Genomic DNA, 15705 nt, shown 5'->3' with positions numbered 1-15705 from the left:
TGAAAGCCGCCTACTTGCCGACTTCCATTTTAAGCGGCTTGCCGATGAGCTTTGCCAATTGTTGCAAGCGTCCTTCGGTGACATCGCCGATGAGATCAGCTTTCGATTTATCCACCACAAGGCTGATGCCATCAGAGGTGTTTTTCCACGAAAGATACGGCACGACGCCGGACATGGAAGCCGAAAATGGATAGGTAATCCGCATGATGGCGGCCAGAAGACGCGAGAACTCCAAAAGTCGCGGGCTGGCAATCGCCGCAAGCTCCGGGTCCGGTACGCTATTGGCAACCCCTTCATGACGGAAGAAATTGGCAAGCGCTATATAGGCGCGGCCAGGATGATCAATGCCGACAAAAGCGGCATTGGAGATCATGTTCAGCGCCTGACTGCCGCGATAATCGGGATGCGCCCGCCAGCTTATATCTGCAATCAGGCAGGCCGCGCGCCGGTAGCGCTTCTCATCATCAGTCTCTTTATAACCCAGCGCCGCGAAAGCATCGCCGCTCCAGTCGGCAAGTTCACGCGCATAGGCAGGCGAACGTGCACGCAGTGTCGCCAGTTCCTCGGCGGCAGAAATGAGCGGGTCATTCAACTGCTCGCTCTCGGGCAAGAGCGAATAGAGAAAGCCCTCACGCACGCCAAGTGCCGAAAAGACTACTTTCGACGGCTTCATGATCTTGATTGTTTCAAGCAATGCAATGGCGCCGTAGGACAAGAGCGCCCGGCGGTTTTTTGAGACATCCTCAATGCCGCGCATATTGTCCACATCACCGACAGCAACGCGCTTGAGGAAGCGTTGGGCTTCTTCGAACGGAATTTCATAATGATGCATGACGTGGAGCGGATAATGTTCCGCACTCATATGCAGCTTGGCAAGGTTTCGCCACGTTCCTCCAACCGCATAAAAGGCCCTGCCCTTGCCATTGGCAAGAAGCTTGGCTGTGCCCAGGGTTTTTTGAGCGATGCTCAGCGCTTCGGTCAAATCGCCTTCAGACATATCCTGCAGGCGCAGACCACCAAGGGGCAAGGTTATGCCATCACCGATTTTACGGCCTTTGACGTCGACAAGTTCCAGACTGCCGCCGCCAAGATCGCCCGCAATGCCGTCAGGATCATGAAAACCGGAAATGATGCCAAGCGCCGAATAATAGGCTTCTTCCCGGCCCGACAGAACCTTGATGGGTTCTTCAAGGATGGCTTCCGCTTCGCGGATAAATTGCGAACCATTTTCCGCCTCACGTGCGGCGGCAGTGGCAAGCACATCCAGCGACACGGCACCAGCCTGCTCGGCAAGCGCGCGAAACCGGCGGAGAGCGCGCAAGGCGCTCTGCACGGCTTTGGCATTCAGCTTTTTGGTTTTGACCAGTCCCTTGCCAAGTCCACACAATATCTTTTCATTGAAAAGAACCGTGGGCGAACGCGTAACACCTTCATAAACCACAAGACGCACGGAATTCGAGCCGATGTCGATGACAGCGGCCGGGCGGCGTCCCTGCACACGTCCCTGTGCTGCCGATATCATAAAGTCTGGGTTCCCAAACCGGTATATCGGCAGTCACCAGAGAAAGTCGCAATTAAATTCATTTTTCTTTCGCCGCTTTCCGCTTGCGATGGGCAATCAATCGAGGCGCAGAAGATTTCAGCGACTTGCCACGGCCTGAAAGGCTAGGATTGGTCATGAAATATTCCTGCGCATTAAAAGCATCCTCCCCATCGGCGGGAGCGATCCGCCGCGAGGTTCCATCTGCAAGTAGCTCATAACTCTGCTGGTTGTCGAGAAGGTTTGCCAGCATAATCTGTGAAAGAACCTGTTGATGCACAGTTGGATTGGTGATGGGCACCAAAGTTTCAACACGGCGGTCAAGATTACGGGTCATCATATCGGCTGAACCGAAATAGACCAGAGCGTTTTCCGATGGGAGCGGCTTGCCATTGCCAAAACAGAAAATACGGCTGTGTTCAAGGAAGCGGCCCACGATGGACTTTGCGCGAATATTCTCCGAAAGCCCCGGCACCTGCGGACGCAGGCAGCAAATGCCACGCACGACGAGATCAATTTCCACACCGGCACTGCTGGCTTCATAAAGCGCATCGATAATCTTCGCATCGACCAGCGAATTCATTTTCATCCAGATTGCGGCAGGACGGCCAGCTTTCGCATGGGCGATTTCCTCGGCAATATGCTGAAGAATGCGAGGACGCAGCGTGATCGGGGAAACGGCAAGCTGCATTTCGCCGGAAGGCGGCGTATAGCCTGTGATGTAGTTGAAGATTTGCGCCACGTCGCGGCCAATTGAAGGCTCGCATGTGAAGAACGACAGATCCGTATAAATCTTTGCGGTGATGGGGTGATAATTGCCGGTGCCCAGATGCACATAGCTGCGCAACTTGTTTTCTTCGCGGCGCACGACCAGCGACATTTTCGCATGGGTTTTCAACTCGATAAAGCCGAAAACGACCTGTACGCCAGCGCGCTCCAGATCGCGGGCCCAGCGAATATTGGCCTCTTCATCGAAACGCGCCTTAAGTTCGATCAAGGCAGTAACGGACTTACCGGCATCTGCGGCATCAATCAGCGCACGCACGATCGGGCTATCATTTGAAGTACGGTAAAGTGTCTGCTTGATTGCAACGACATCCGGATCGGCAGCGGCCTGACGCAGAAATTGCACCACGACATCGAAGGATTCGTAAGGGTGATGGACGATGATGTCTTTCTCGCGAATCGCTGCGAAGCAGTCGCCACCATGTTCCCGCACACGTTCAGGAAAACGCGGATTGTAAGGAACAAACTTCAGGTCCGGGCGCGCGATGCTGACAATTTCCGAAATCATATTGAGCGCAAGCAGACCGCCAAGCACGCTGATGCGATTATCTGGCACACCCAGCTCCGTAGCCACAAAGCTGCGCAGGGATTCAGGCATTTCATCATCAAATTCGATGCGGATCACCTGACCGCGGCGACGGCGCTTCAGGGCGCTTTCGAACAGGCGAACCAGATCTTCCGCCTCTTCCTCAACTTCAATATCGCTGTCACGGATGATGCGGAACGTGCCGGCACCCTTGACCTCATAGCCAGGGAACAGCCGCCCCGTGAAAAGGCTGATCGCATCTTCAAGAGACAAGAAACGGTAGCGACCGCTATCATCCGGTATCTGGATAAAGCGCTTGAGCGCCTGCGGCAGGCGCAGGAGCGCCGTCATTGGGCGGTTATCCGTGCTGCGGTTCAGCAGCATGGCAATGGTGAAGCCGAGATTCGGGATAAATGGAAAAGGATGCGCCGGATCAATGGCCAAGGGTGTTAGCACAGGATAGATGGTTTCGAGAAAATGATCCTCCAGCCATTCCTGCTCAGCTTTGGTCAAACGATCAGGCCGAACAATTTCGATGTTCTCCCTGATCAATTCCTCGCGCAAGGCACTCAGACGCAGCTGCTGGGCGGCTTGAAGTTTGCCGACTTCCTCGAGAACGAATTCCAGCTGTTCCTGCGGCGTGCGTCCATCATCACTGCGACTGGAGACGTTTTCGCGCACCTGCCCGGCCAGACCGGCAATGCGCACCATGAAGAACTCATCCAGATTGGCAGCCGAAATAGACAGAAAGCGCAGGCGCTCAAGCAAGGGCTGATGGGTATTTTGCGCTTCTTCAAGCACGCGGCGATTAAATTGCAGCCAGGAGAATTCGCGGTTGACGAAGCGATCAACGCTGGTGTGCAGATCCGGCAGAGAGACATTCTCAACAGGCTGCGGAATGGTGGGCGATTGGTCGTTCATCAATATTCTCCAGCTAAAAAAATTTCCCGCAAAATGCGGACTTAAGAGCGCACCATAGACAAGTCTTTTGACAGTTTGATAGCAATCGTCTTGAAATCGTAATCAGGATGATACAAACCGAAGCGAAAGAGAAGTCAAATGCCAAACATGCGTATTTGACGAGACGATTCAGGAGCGAAAAATGGCTGGTCACAGCATCCCTCATTTCCAGAACAGCGCAGGACATGCGACCATTGCCATCGGCGTGAAGGAATTCATGTGCGTGGGTGCCAACCCGCCTTTCGACCATCCGCATGTGTTTCTCGATCTGGGCGATGACAATGAAAAAGTTTGCCCCTATTGCTCCACGCTTTATCGCTATGACGCTTCGCTGCATGCCGATGAGACAGTCCCAGCAGGTTGCACCTATGTGGACAGGGCCGCTTGAACGCATCGCTCATCGATTTAAAGACCGAACGAAACAGGCGCGATCCCAATCCTGACCAGATTATTATCGCCGGTGCTGGCATTGCCGGATTGACGCTGGCGCTTGCCTTGAGCACCAAGGGTTTTCCAGTTCAGATATTTGAGAAAAGCGCGACCCTGGCCGAAGCCGGTGCCGGAGTGCAGCTTTCCCCCAATGCCACGCGGATATTGAAGCGGCTCGGTGTTCTCGAGCAATTAACGCCATCCTCGGTTGAACCGCAGGCGATTTGTCTTGCAGATGGTTCGAGCGGCGAAATGTTGCTTTCGCTTGATGTTGGTCATGTGGCCCGCACGAGATGGGGCTCACCCTATATTGTCTGCCACCGGGCCGATCTGCAAAATGCCTTGCTGGAACAGGCGCGAAGCCAGCCCAATATAGCTATCCAGCTGCAATCAGCGGTGACACAGTACAAGCCTGGCGCAGATGGCATTATCGTTCGCGTTCAATATCACGATCGTATCGAGGAACATCGCGGGGCTTTGCTCGTAGGTGCCGACGGCGTCTGGTCGAATATGCGCACTGCCATGTCCGACATGGAGCGCGCGCGCTATACATCGACGATTGCCTGGCGTTCGACCATCGCCGCTGACCAGTTGCCAAAGAGCTTCACGTCCCTGCTGCCTCAGGGCATCAATGTTGTTGCCTGGGTTGGTTCAAACGCTCATCTGGTCGCCTACCCGATACGTTCCGGTGAAATGTTCAATTTCATTGCTGTTGCCCCGGATCGCCAAGGCGGACGGCGATGGGACGCTGGGGCTGTGCCGGAAACGCCAAGCCAAAATTTTATCCGGGAATTCAATCTTTGGCATCCCGGTATTCGCGACATCATGCTGGCGGGAAGACCTTGGACTTCATGGCCATTGTTTGAGCAGCGTAAATGCCGATACCGGATAAAGGATCGCCTGGTGCTGATCGGGGATGCTGCCCACGCGATGACGCCATATGCAGCGCAGGGAGCGGCCATGGCCATCGAGGATGCGTGGGCGCTGGCATCTGCCTTGGGGGAAAATATCGCAGCATGGCCATCGGCTTTAGACGCGTTTGACAAGACCCGCAGCAAACGTATCAAAGCAGTGGTGCGGCGCGGCGCGATGAACCAGCTCGCCTATCATGCCAAGGGGCCAATCGCCATGGCGCGCAATATGGTTATGCGCAAACGCCCTGCCGAAAAGTTTATCGAAGGGCTGGATTGGCTCTATGGATATGATGGCCAGATTTGAATGCAAAAACCCTCGCCGAAGCGAGGGTCATGAGCGCCCAAAAGGGCTTGCAGGCCAAATATAAGAAAAATGGATTGCAGTATCAAACAGGCGGCCATAAGGCCGCCGTTTGGTAACATTGCAGAAAACTATCTCAATGAAGAATCTGGCTGAGGAATAGCTTCGTGCGTTCGTGCTGCGGATTATCAAAGAACTCGGCAGGGGCGTTCTGTTCAACGATCTGGCCCTGATCCATGAAGATAACGCGATTTGCAACCTGGCGCGCAAAGCCCATTTCGTGGGTTACGCAAACCATGGTCATGCCTTCTTCAGCAAGCTGCACCATTGTGTCGAGCACTTCCTTGATCATTTCCGGATCAAGGGCCGACGTCGGCTCATCAAACAGCATGATGCGTGGATTCATGCAGAGCGAACGGGCAATGGCTACGCGTTGCTGCTGACCACCGGAAAGCTGACCCGGATATTTATTGGCCTGTTCGGGGATTTTGACGCGCTCAAGAAAGTGCATCGCAATTTCGTCCGCCTTCTTCTTCGGCATCTTGCGTACCCAGATTGGGGCCAGCGTGCAGTTTTCCAGGATAGTCAAATGTGGGAATAGATTGAAATGCTGGAACACCATGCCGACTTCGCGCCGAACTTCGTCGATCTTTTTCAGATCGTTGGTAAGTTCGATACCGTCAACGAGAATCTTACCGCTCTGATGCTCTTCCAAACGGTTGATGCAGCGGATCATGGTCGACTTACCTGAACCGGACGGACCAGCAATGACGATGCGCTCGCCGCGCATCACCTTGAGATTGATGTCCTTCAGAACATGAAAATCCCCGTACCATTTGTTCATATTGATGATCTCAACGGCAACGTCTGTCGTGGAGACTTGCAGGAGCGAATGGTCGACGTGGATTTCTTCCGGGTCGATAATGTTTTCAGTTGTCATATACGTATGCTCCTAACGTTTGTGGCCAGTGTCGAGACGATTTTCCATGAAGATGGAATAGCGCGACATGCCGAAGCAGAAAATCCAGAAGACGAAACCGGCAAAAACCAGACCGGACATGGGGGTTTGCGGCGATGACCAATTTGTATCGTTGAAGTGCTGACGCACCGTCCCGAGCAAATCGAACATGCTGATGATCGAAACAAGCGATGTATCCTTGAACAGACCGATAAAGGTGTTGACGATACCTGGGATTACCAGTTTCAACGCCTGTGGCAGAATGATGAGGCCAGTTTTCTGCCAGTAACCGAGTCCAAGCGAATCCGCACCTTCATATTGCCCTTTCGGGATGGCTTGCAGACCACCACGCACCACCTCCGCCATATAGGCCGAAGCGAACAGCGCAACACCGATCAGCGCCCGCAGGAACTTATCGAATGAAACGCCCGGCGGCAGGAACAATGGCAGCATATAGCTGGCCATGAACAGGACCGTCACCAGCGGAATACCACGCACCATTTCGATAAAAATGACGCACAGCATCTTGATGACCGGCATTTTCGAGCGCCGTCCAAGTGCCAGTGCTATGCCGAGAGGAAGCGAGACGGAAATACCAACGAAGGAAATAACCAGCGTAACCAGCAGGCCACCCCAAACGGAGGTTTCGACATAGGGAAGGCCGAACCAGCCACCGACCAGCAGGAAGAATGCGACGATCGGGAATACGAAAAAGAAGACGATCGCATTCAGTACCTTGTAGGGCGCTTTTGGAATCAGAAGTGGAATCAGGAGGGCAACGAACATGATGCCCACAAGATTGACCCGCCAACGTTGGTCAATGGGGTAAGGACCATACATGAACTGGCCGAATTTGGCGTTCACGAAGGCCCAGCATGCGCCGGACCAGCCATCTGGCTGCAAACCTCCCTGTGCCACGGTCGCACATACCGACCTGTTCGGCCCGACCCACGCAGCTTGAATAAATAGCCAGTTGATCAGTGGCGGTAAAAACCATGCCAGAACGAGAAGTGCCAAGACGGTCAGAACAGCATCGACCGGCGTTGCAAGCAAATTAACCCGCACCCATCGCACAATGCCGCGTTCACCCAAGGGCGGAGTTTGACCCTGCAGCATTTCCTGACGAACGAAACTAATATTGGTGTCTGTCATGATCAGCGCTCCACCAGTGCCATTTTGGCGTTGTACCAATTCATGAACAGCGACGTCAGAATACTGAGGCTCAAGTAAACGATCATGAAAATAACGACCACTTCAAGCGAGCGGCCCGTCTGGTTCAGGATCGTTCCCCCGACGGCAAAGAGATCCGGATAACCGGCTGCAATCGCGAGTGAGGAGTTCTTGGTCAGATTCAGATATTGGCTGGCCAGCGGCGGCGTGATGATGCGCATTGCCTGTGGCACAACAACAAGCCGTGTTGTCGTGCCTGCACGTAAGCCGAGAGCATGGGCAGCTTCACTCTGTCCCTTGCCAACACCACGAATGCCAGCCCGGACGATTTCGGCGATAAAGGCCGCCGTATAGAACGACAGAGCCAGATAGAGCGAGATAAACTCAGGTCCGACCTGCGAGCCACCTTTCAGATTGAAGGCGCCAAGGATTGGATAGTCCAACGTCATAGGAAAGCCTTTGACGGCCAGCGCCAACAACGGCAGACCGACAATGAGGGCAATCGCTGTCAGACCAACCGGAAACGGCTGACCTGTTGCCATCTGACGCTTATGGGCCCAGCGTCGAACCAGCAAAGTCGCCACGACAGCTATCAGGAAAGCGACACCCGCCAGCCAGGCACCCTCACCCATAATCAATGACGGAACATAAAATCCGCGATTGTTCAGATATGTCCCAAAAGGCAGAGCTATGCTTTGGCGTGCCTGCGGTAACACAGCGAGCACACCAGAATACCAGAAGAAAATAACCAGAAGCGGCGGAACATTGCGGAAAAGCTCCACATAAACCGTACAAATCTTGCGGATAAGCCAGTTATGCGAAAGCCGGCCAATACCGATAATGAAGCCGATAATGGTTGCAGTGATGATACCCGCAATCGCCACAGTCAGCGTATTCAGAATGCCGACCAGAAGCGCCTTGGCAAAAGTGGAATCACTGGAATAGGAGACATACGGACTGCTGCTGATATCAAAACCAGCGCGGCCATCGAGAAAGCCGAAACCCGTAGCGAGCCGCGCGCGCTGAAGATTGGCGATGGTGTTGTTAACGATCCAGTACCCCAGCACAACGATGATAAGCAGTGCTAAAGCCTGAAAAAGATAACCACGGAATTTTGGGTCGTTTAAAAGCGAAACTTTGCCGCTATCTGTGCCAGGCGAAATATCCTGCGATGCCATTGGCCCCTCATTTCTGCTAAGTTCTTGTTCTTATTATTTTTATTATTATAGTAAATTGAGAGGAGGCCAGCGCCCCCTCTCCGATTTCATCATTAGCTATATGCGATTAGCGAATTGGCATCGCGTATTGCAAGCCACCCTTGGTCCACTGAGCATTGATGCCGCGAGCAATCTTGAGCGGGCTACCGGAACCGAGATTCTTTTCGAAAATCTCGCCGTAATTGCCAACTGCCTTGACGATGTTGATAACCCAATCATTGGTCAAACCGAGGTCTGTACCGAGCTTGGTATTGGCTTCCTGACCAAGGATACGCTTGACTTCAGGGTTTTCACCATTCTTCAACTCTTCGACATTGGCCTGGGTGATACCGAATTCTTCAGCAGTCAACAGGGCGTAATGAGTCCAGCGAATGATATCGGCCCATTGTGGATCGCCCTGACGGACAACCGGTCCAAGTGGCTCCTTGGAAATGATTTCCGGCAGAACAACATGGTCATCAGGAGCAGTCAGCGCCAGACGATAGGCATAAAGACCAGACTGGTCGGTCGTGTAAGCATCGCAACGACCCGAATCGTAAGCCGCGTTAACCTCTTCAACCTTTTCGAACACAACAGGATTGTATTCCATCTTATTGGTACGGAAGTAATCAGCAAGGTTAAGCTCGGTCGTTGTGCCGGCCTGAACACATACCGATGCGCCCGATAGTTGAAGCGCGGAGTTGATTCCCGAAAGCTTCTTCGCATTGATCATGAAGCCCTGGCCGTCATAATAATTGACGCCCGGGAAATCAAAACCCTGTGTATCGCGGCTGAGTGTCCATGTGGTGTTGCGAATCAACACGTCGATTTCGCCGGACTGCAGAGCAGGAAGACGATCCTTTGCAGACAAGGGCGTATATTTAACCTTGCTTGCATCGCCAAACACAGCAGCAGCAACAGCCTTACAATAGTCAACGTCAAAACCAGACCATTCGCCCTTGTCATTCGGCGCTGCAAAGCCAGGAAGACCTGTGTTAACGCCGCACTGCAAGAAGCCCTTCTTCTTTACATCTTCAAGCACTGTTGCTGAAGCGACGTTGGCAAGAAGGACCAACGCCGAAGCCGCCAGTACGCCCTTCAAAACAAGATTTTTCATAATTAATTTGCCCTTTGGTTGTTGTAGTCGTTCCCAGAGAGGTAAGTTTACATCGGTTTATTTACCCCAGCCCCGAAAAGGGCCCCAATGCCTCTCCCATTCACCTATCTATCGAAGGGCATTCTGAGGGTTTGGTCAAGGGAGAATATTTGCTCAATTTTGAAGCAAGAACGTCAAAATTGCTGCACGCGAAGCGAAAAACCGCTGATTTTCTACTCAGTTTTTCTTTTTTCGATGAAAACGGGCGCAAAATTTTCAAATTCGCGGCCAAAGCCGGAAATTCGGACTCAGTAGATCAGCACTGGTTATTGCAAGCTCTCATTGGACCGCAAAGCACTCATGCCGCGATGTATTTCCATGATGCTGTATGGAATCACTACTGCCGCAAAGTATTCACGAGCCTATAACCGGGAAAAATCGACCCCGTTCACAACGAAAAATAACGTGGCGGCGAGCAAGAAATCTGGCCAGCGTTATCGCGACGAGGAAGCCAATACTATAGCCCGCCACGGTATCGGTCGGATAATGCGCCTGTGCAACGATTCGGGTAAAAGCGATGAACATGGTGGCAAGGATGATCGGAAGCCGCCAGCGGGGAAACCATAAAGCCAGTATCGCCCCGACAGCCCCCATGGTGGTTGAATGGCCGGAAGGAAAGCTGGCAAGATCATCACCACCTGCAAATGGAGAAAAATGACCCGTGCCAAGCGTATCAATGAAGGGTGGGCGGGCTCTACCGATAAAGAATTTGGCAATAGCGGTACATGTTCCGGCCAGAGAGATTGCCCAAAAGGCATAGGTTGCCTGCGTGTAAACGAGATGCAGCCGCTTTCGCCGAGGGACTGGCAAATGCTGCCAATCAATCGCGATCAGGCAGACAATGATAATGAAGGCCGGAATTACATACCATTTTGACAGTCCGATATCTGTAATCAAGCGCAGATTGCGTAGATCACTGTCCGGCGATGTGAACATGCGCGACAAATACTCGTCATAAGGATGCAGTGACAGTACAAGAAAGACGATCAACGCGACCGCCATGGACATTGATCTCGTCCAGGCCGCCGCTCCATCCGGATGTGGACGCGCGGTGACGACATGCAAATAGCGGGCAAGAGAACGATTCAATCGTTGCGCGATGGACGATGTATCAGCCAATCAAAAATCCTTCTCCTGTTGCAACCGTCATGCAGTGCGATTATCGACGTAACCCTACAAGCCTAAAATTAAGCCGACAATTTGGAGGACCTGTCATGGATAAGCAATCTCGTTCAAAACTTGGGATAAATACGAGACTTGCACATGGCGGCTATGATCCCACCGACTATCATGGTTTCGTCAACCCGCCGGTCGTGCATGCTTCAACCGTGCTGTTTCCGGACGCGCAGACCATGGCAACGGGCAATCAGCCCTACACATATGCCACCCACGGAACACCGACCACAGACGCGCTTTGCCGCGCTATCGACGAGCTTGAGGGATCGGCTGGCACGCTGCTCGTTCCATCCGGCCTATTGGCGGTAACGCTGCCACTTTTGGCCTTCCTTTCGCCGGGTGATCATCTGCTGATGGTCGATAGTTGCTACGGCAATACACATTATTTTTGCAACACAACGTTGAAAAGACTGGGTGTTGAAGTCGAATATTACGATCCGCTCATCGGTGCCGGCATTGAAAAGCTCATTAAGCCAAACACCAAAGTGGTCTTCACCGAATCGCCCGGCTCAAACACGTTCGAGATGCAGGATATTCCGGCAATTGCCGAAAAGGCACACGCAGCCGGGGCCGTGGTTATGATGGACAATACCTGGGCAACACCGATTCATTTCAAGGCCTTGGACTATGGCGTTGATATTTCGATTCACGCCGTGACCAAATATCCCTCCGGCCATGCGGATATTTTAATGGGCACAGTCTCCGCCAATGAAAAACACTTCAAGACATTGGAGCAGACCTATACGGCGCTGGGTCTATGCGTCAGTGGTGATGATGCCTATCAGGTTCTGCGCGGCTTGCGGACCATGGGGCTGCGGATGGAACGGCATGCAGAAAATGCGCTGGCAATTGCCGAATGGCTGGAAAAGCAGGATGGCGTTCTGGAAGTTCTGCATCCGGCCCTGCCAAGTCATGCGGGACACGAAATTTACAAGCGCGACTTTACGGGCGGCGGCGGCGTTTTTTCGATTGTCATTGAGGGCGGCAAGGCACAGGCGCACGCTTTTCTGGATGCGCTTGAGATATTCGGCCTGGGCTATTCATGGGGCGGTTTTGCAAGTCTGGCTGTTCATGTCCGGCTCAACGACAGGCAGATCACCGGCAAGAACTATGCAGGGACCGTTATCCGGTTGCAGATCGGATTGGAAGACAGGGAAGATTTGATTGCCGATATTGCCAAAGGATTAGCGGCCGCGCGCGCCGCATAACCCGAAGTTGATTTCAATGTGATGAGCAACGGCTGTTATCAAACAGCGCCACTATCATTTAGATGAAAGACTGAATCATGACTTTGAAACTCATCCGAAATGCTGCCCTCATCTGCCTCGTCGCTTTTGCCTCGCCTGCTTTGGCGCAGGAGCATAGCGGGCACGAGGCCATGAAACAGGATTCCATGAAGGCGCAGAAGGGTGATCAGTCCCCCTCCTCAAAAGCGTTCGTGGAAGCCAATACGAAAATGCACAAGGATATGGCCATCGAGTTCACAGGCAATGCCGATAAGGATTTCGTTCTCGGAATGATTGCCCACCACCAAGGTGCGATCGACATGGCAAAGGTTGAACTCGAATATGGCAAGGACGCCGAAATCCGCAAGCTGGCCGAAACGATCATCGCCGCTCAAGAAGGCGAAATCAAAGATATGAAGGCCTGGCTGGAGAAAAATGGCGGCTAATAGCTGGTCCTTTCAGCGACGTAAGAAAACACCCGCTGGTCTGAACTGACCGGCGGGTGTTTTTACGCAAACTGTCGGTTTAGCCTATTGGCGTATTTCATTGCTTGCAGCGCGCTTCTGCAGGCAGAGTTCCCAAAGGCTATAGGCGGCATCGGCATAAGTCGATGTACCGGCTTTGAATTCGGCTGAACGCAAAGGCAAAAGATCCTCCACGACAGCCAGTGTGCGCGCTGGGAGTATGTCCGTACAGGTTCCCAAACGCCGGAACACAGTGCTGATAGCAACCTGTCTCTCATTGACGTCTATTACGGGTTCGTCCCTGCCGAGTTCCCAGTCTTCCAAGGCGTCAATCGCGTCCTGAAAGGCGTTATGCAAGATGATAGGCGCATGGCCTTCATGAAGTGGGTGCAGCAAACCAGGCATTCCTGTCTCCTCACTTTTGTGTTGCACTGCCGGGGGCTCCCGGAAACAGAATCATACGTGCGACATGCCATGGACCGCAAGCCAAAACTGTTAATCCATACTTATTCAATCGAGTTTTTTAATTAAATCAAACGATAGCACTGGGCTTACTGTTCATTATTAATCTGCACTCTTATTTAATTTTGCCAAAAGCCTAATATTATTGAGTTTTCCTTCTCGACCCGCCAAATAATTCAATCGTTTAGACTGAGTGTGACGATGTTTAAAGAAATGCGGGGGCTTTATACTCTTGAGTTGACGGGTAAGCGATCTGACCCAGCGAAGGATCAACCAGTGGCTTTCCGCTGCGGGATCGATTTATGCACCAAGCGAGATGGTGTTTCCGGCACATACGCAACCATAACTGGTAATTTGATGCAGATTACCCGCGTTTCGCCTTGCCAAAACAAACTCATTGCCCCATTCATGTCCCGCTGCCCACCATCGAGGATATTGGCATATGAGAACGAGGCTCTTTCCAGTAATCATGTTCACCGCCCTGCTTGCAGGTTGCGGGAATATCCAGGGACAGCTTGATAACGAGAAAATTTCGTCGCTGCGCTATGACACGGTTCAATGCCCGGCCCTGATTGCACAGCGCAGCCAGGCCATGGCGGAAGTCAGCCGCCTTACCAATGGCCAAGGCTATCAGGACCCGGACGTGATTGTCGGTCTTGGTCCCGTCCTGCCGGATTATCGTACCGAAAATCAGAAAAAGGCCGGAGCGCTGCAAGGTCAGATTGAGTCGATGAGCCGTTCGATTGATCGCAGAAAATGCGGAGCGCCAGCCTAAAGCTTCCCAGCCGTGTCTGCCTATACCGCTATCACAGCATGTTGAATGTATCGGCAGGCGCTGATCGATCCCTTATGTCAAAATTTATTGTGCCAATAATTAATTGGGCGTATTCTGCTTGTTCGGGTGGAGAGTACCGGCTTAAACCGGCTAATATTTACTCTTCTTCAGGGAGTGACAAACATGGGAGAAGTGACCCTTCATACGCCCCATAATGCAAGCTGCGCGACCCCACAAATATTGCAGAAGGTTCGCTCGGAAATGCCTACCAAGCCGGCTAGCAGCAATAAGCTGTCGGATATATTGAAACGCGCCAAAGGTGGTTTCACTCACCGGCGTTTCAAGCAGCATTCTAAATAATTATAGGTGCTTGTGGCGCATACGCTTCAAGGAGCATTGTGATATATTATAGAAGCGTGCGCTGTGCGGCTTGGTTTGCGCGGCGCATCTTTCTATTTCGACGTATTTGTTAGCTGTAATACCTACGGATAGGCAGCTGAAGCCATGATGGACGAGGGTGACAAAGAAAAAGACGATTATGCGCCCTACCTGACGCCGGTTTGGGGCTATCTCATTCTTTTTCTTATTATCATCCCCATCGTATTATATCTGGGCCACCAATATGGCGGATACTGGAATTCTTTTAATCAGCCCTGACCTTTCGGTCAGCGCTTTGGTGTATATTCCGGAACGGTATCGTCCTCGCCAAAAAGCAACTTTTGCGGATCGTCCTGGAAGTTTGTAACACCCCTCTCAATACGTTCAACGGCACGACGGCTTTCAGAAATCACTTTCTGGGCGTTGCGGAGCTTTTCACCGGTCAGAGTGTCAAGATTGCCTGCAATCGCTTGCAGGCGCGCATCCAGTTCCTTTGCCTGTTTCTGATAATCCTCAAGTTTGCCGCGTATTTCGCTGACCATGCTGTCCTTGTCATTGGAAAGCTGTTTATCAACCTTTAGCAAAGTCTCATCGACCTTCGTCGAAGCCTTGTTGACGCGCGAAATTACATCGCGTGCATCATGCATTGTTGTTTCCAGCTTTTGCGCCTTGCGGCCATATTCATCAATGGTTTCAGTGCTGCTGGCCAAATCTTCGGAAAAAGCCTTGGCGCTGCGAACGCTTTCAAGCAATGGGCCCCGCGCCTGTTCTATGTAGCGCTCGGTAACGTCAGTTGCCTTGTCCACACGCTCGATCCAGTCCTGCGCGGTCTGGACAAGCGTTTTCAACGAACTTGGATCGACATCGACGCGTGCAACCGTGTCCTCCTTGGCAGCTTCTTCAAGCAGCTTTGGCTCATAGGACTTGCCTCCGGTTAGCTCGATACGTGCAGCGCCAGCAAGTATTTCGAAAGCCAAGGTTGCCACTGTCGAGCGGGTGATCGGCGTCGTGGAAGCAATTTCAGTCTGAACGATAACCGCATCAGGATTTTCCTGATCAATAAAAAGCCTGCTTACCCCACCAACTTTCAGGCCATTGAAGAAAACCGGGCTTTTGACGGTAAGACCAGTCACGGAGCCTGGAACTCTGATTTCAAGCGTGCTCGTATCGCGCCGCTCGCCATAACGTCCGATCCAGTAAAAGAACCCCGCCGCCAGAAGCGCCACCACGACCGTAAAGACCGCCACGATAAAATAATTGGCTTTGGTTTCCATGTATTATCTGGCAA

General features: G+C 52.5%; 15 protein-coding genes. 6 read left to right on the top strand and 9 right to left on the bottom strand.

From position 1 onward, the window contains the following. Nucleotides 1-10: 10 nt before the first annotated feature. Nucleotides 11-1522, bottom strand: a complete 1512-nt coding sequence (gene ppx, locus V9K95_RS19515; protein ID WP_115051744.1) for an exopolyphosphatase — start codon at nucleotides 1520-1522, stop codon at nucleotides 11-13. A 58-nt stretch (nucleotides 1523-1580) separates the two neighbouring features. Then, a complete protein-coding gene (locus V9K95_RS19510; protein ID WP_115051745.1) occupies nucleotides 1581-3773 on the bottom strand; it encodes an RNA degradosome polyphosphate kinase in 2193 nt (730 codons plus the stop codon). A 181-nt stretch (nucleotides 3774-3954) separates the two neighbouring features. Between V9K95_RS19510 and V9K95_RS19505 the strand changes: the two genes are divergently transcribed. Together V9K95_RS19505 and V9K95_RS19500 are read left to right on the top strand one after the other, a co-directional pair. Further along, nucleotides 3955-4200 carry a zinc-finger domain-containing protein gene (locus tag V9K95_RS19505; RefSeq protein WP_115051746.1) on the top strand — a complete coding sequence of 82 codons (246 nt, stop codon included), beginning with the start codon at nucleotides 3955-3957 and terminating at the stop codon, nucleotides 4198-4200. After that, nucleotides 4197-5459 carry an FAD-dependent monooxygenase gene (locus V9K95_RS19500; RefSeq protein ID WP_336441900.1) on the top strand — a complete coding sequence of 421 codons (1263 nt, stop codon included), beginning with the start codon at nucleotides 4197-4199 and terminating at the stop codon, nucleotides 5457-5459. Before V9K95_RS19505 ends, V9K95_RS19500 begins: the two co-directional genes overlap by 4 nt. 133 nt (nucleotides 5460-5592) lie before the next feature. Here V9K95_RS19500 and V9K95_RS19495 read toward each other — a convergent pair whose 3' ends face one another. The 5 genes from V9K95_RS19495 to V9K95_RS19475 all read right to left on the bottom strand — a co-directional run bounded on the left by V9K95_RS19495 (nucleotide 5593) and on the right by V9K95_RS19475 (nucleotide 11055). Next, nucleotides 5593-6396 carry an amino acid ABC transporter ATP-binding protein gene (locus tag V9K95_RS19495; RefSeq protein WP_115051748.1) on the bottom strand — a complete coding sequence of 268 codons (804 nt, stop codon included), beginning with the start codon at nucleotides 6394-6396 and terminating at the stop codon, nucleotides 5593-5595. Between the two features lie 12 nt (nucleotides 6397-6408). Beyond that, the gene (locus tag V9K95_RS19490; RefSeq protein WP_115051749.1) at nucleotides 6409-7566 is read right to left on the bottom strand and encodes an amino acid ABC transporter permease; all 1158 of its coding nucleotides are present in this window, start codon (nucleotides 7564-7566) and stop codon (nucleotides 6409-6411) included. A 2-nt stretch (nucleotides 7567-7568) separates the two neighbouring features. Next, nucleotides 7569-8762, bottom strand: coding sequence for an amino acid ABC transporter permease (locus V9K95_RS19485; protein ID WP_307284121.1), 1194 nt, complete (start codon nucleotides 8760-8762; stop codon nucleotides 7569-7571). A 106-nt stretch (nucleotides 8763-8868) separates the two neighbouring features. Continuing rightward, nucleotides 8869-9897, bottom strand: coding sequence for an amino acid ABC transporter substrate-binding protein (locus tag V9K95_RS19480; RefSeq protein ID WP_115051751.1), 1029 nt, complete (start codon nucleotides 9895-9897; stop codon nucleotides 8869-8871). A 393-nt stretch (nucleotides 9898-10290) separates the two neighbouring features. Continuing rightward, a complete protein-coding gene (locus tag V9K95_RS19475; RefSeq protein WP_115051753.1) occupies nucleotides 10291-11055 on the bottom strand; it encodes a phosphatase PAP2 family protein in 765 nt (254 codons plus the stop codon). 95 nt (nucleotides 11056-11150) lie between these two features. On the opposite strand from V9K95_RS19475, the gene V9K95_RS19470 reads away from it, so the two are divergent. Both V9K95_RS19470 and copM read left to right on the top strand, forming a co-directional pair. Then, entirely contained in the window at nucleotides 11151-12320 is a 1170-nt protein-coding gene (locus V9K95_RS19470; protein ID WP_336441901.1) for a cystathionine beta-lyase, read from the top strand. A 77-nt stretch (nucleotides 12321-12397) separates the two neighbouring features. After that, complete coding sequence (copM, locus tag V9K95_RS19465) at nucleotides 12398-12784, top strand: CopM family metallochaperone (RefSeq protein ID WP_115051755.1); 387 nt, start codon at nucleotides 12398-12400, stop codon at nucleotides 12782-12784. Between the two features lie 84 nt (nucleotides 12785-12868). Here copM and V9K95_RS19460 read toward each other — a convergent pair whose 3' ends face one another. Next, nucleotides 12869-13207, bottom strand: a complete 339-nt coding sequence (locus tag V9K95_RS19460; RefSeq protein ID WP_115051756.1) for a hypothetical protein — start codon at nucleotides 13205-13207, stop codon at nucleotides 12869-12871. Nucleotides 13208-13706: 499 nt separating this feature from the next. Here V9K95_RS19460 and V9K95_RS19455 point away from each other — a divergent pair, with 499 nt between their 5' ends. Both V9K95_RS19455 and V9K95_RS19450 read left to right on the top strand, forming a co-directional pair. After that, nucleotides 13707-14039 carry a hypothetical protein gene (locus V9K95_RS19455; protein WP_162802409.1) on the top strand — a complete coding sequence of 111 codons (333 nt, stop codon included), beginning with the start codon at nucleotides 13707-13709 and terminating at the stop codon, nucleotides 14037-14039. 504 nt (nucleotides 14040-14543) lie between these two features. Next, nucleotides 14544-14696, top strand: a complete 153-nt coding sequence (locus V9K95_RS19450) for a hypothetical protein (protein ID WP_162802410.1) — start codon at nucleotides 14544-14546, stop codon at nucleotides 14694-14696. Between the two features lie 8 nt (nucleotides 14697-14704). On the opposite strand, the gene V9K95_RS19445 is transcribed toward V9K95_RS19450, so the two are convergent. Continuing rightward, entirely contained in the window at nucleotides 14705-15691 is a 987-nt protein-coding gene (locus tag V9K95_RS19445) for an MlaD family protein (RefSeq protein WP_115051758.1), read from the bottom strand. Between the last annotated feature and the right edge of the window lie 14 nt (nucleotides 15692-15705).

It is taken from the genome of Phyllobacterium sp. CCNWLW183 (assembly GCF_037203775.1).
Taxonomy (GTDB): domain Bacteria; phylum Pseudomonadota; class Alphaproteobacteria; order Rhizobiales; family Rhizobiaceae; genus Phyllobacterium; species Phyllobacterium ifriqiyense.
The sequence above is the reverse complement of the archived record's forward strand: the minus strand, read 5'-3'. Positions and strand labels throughout refer to the sequence as shown.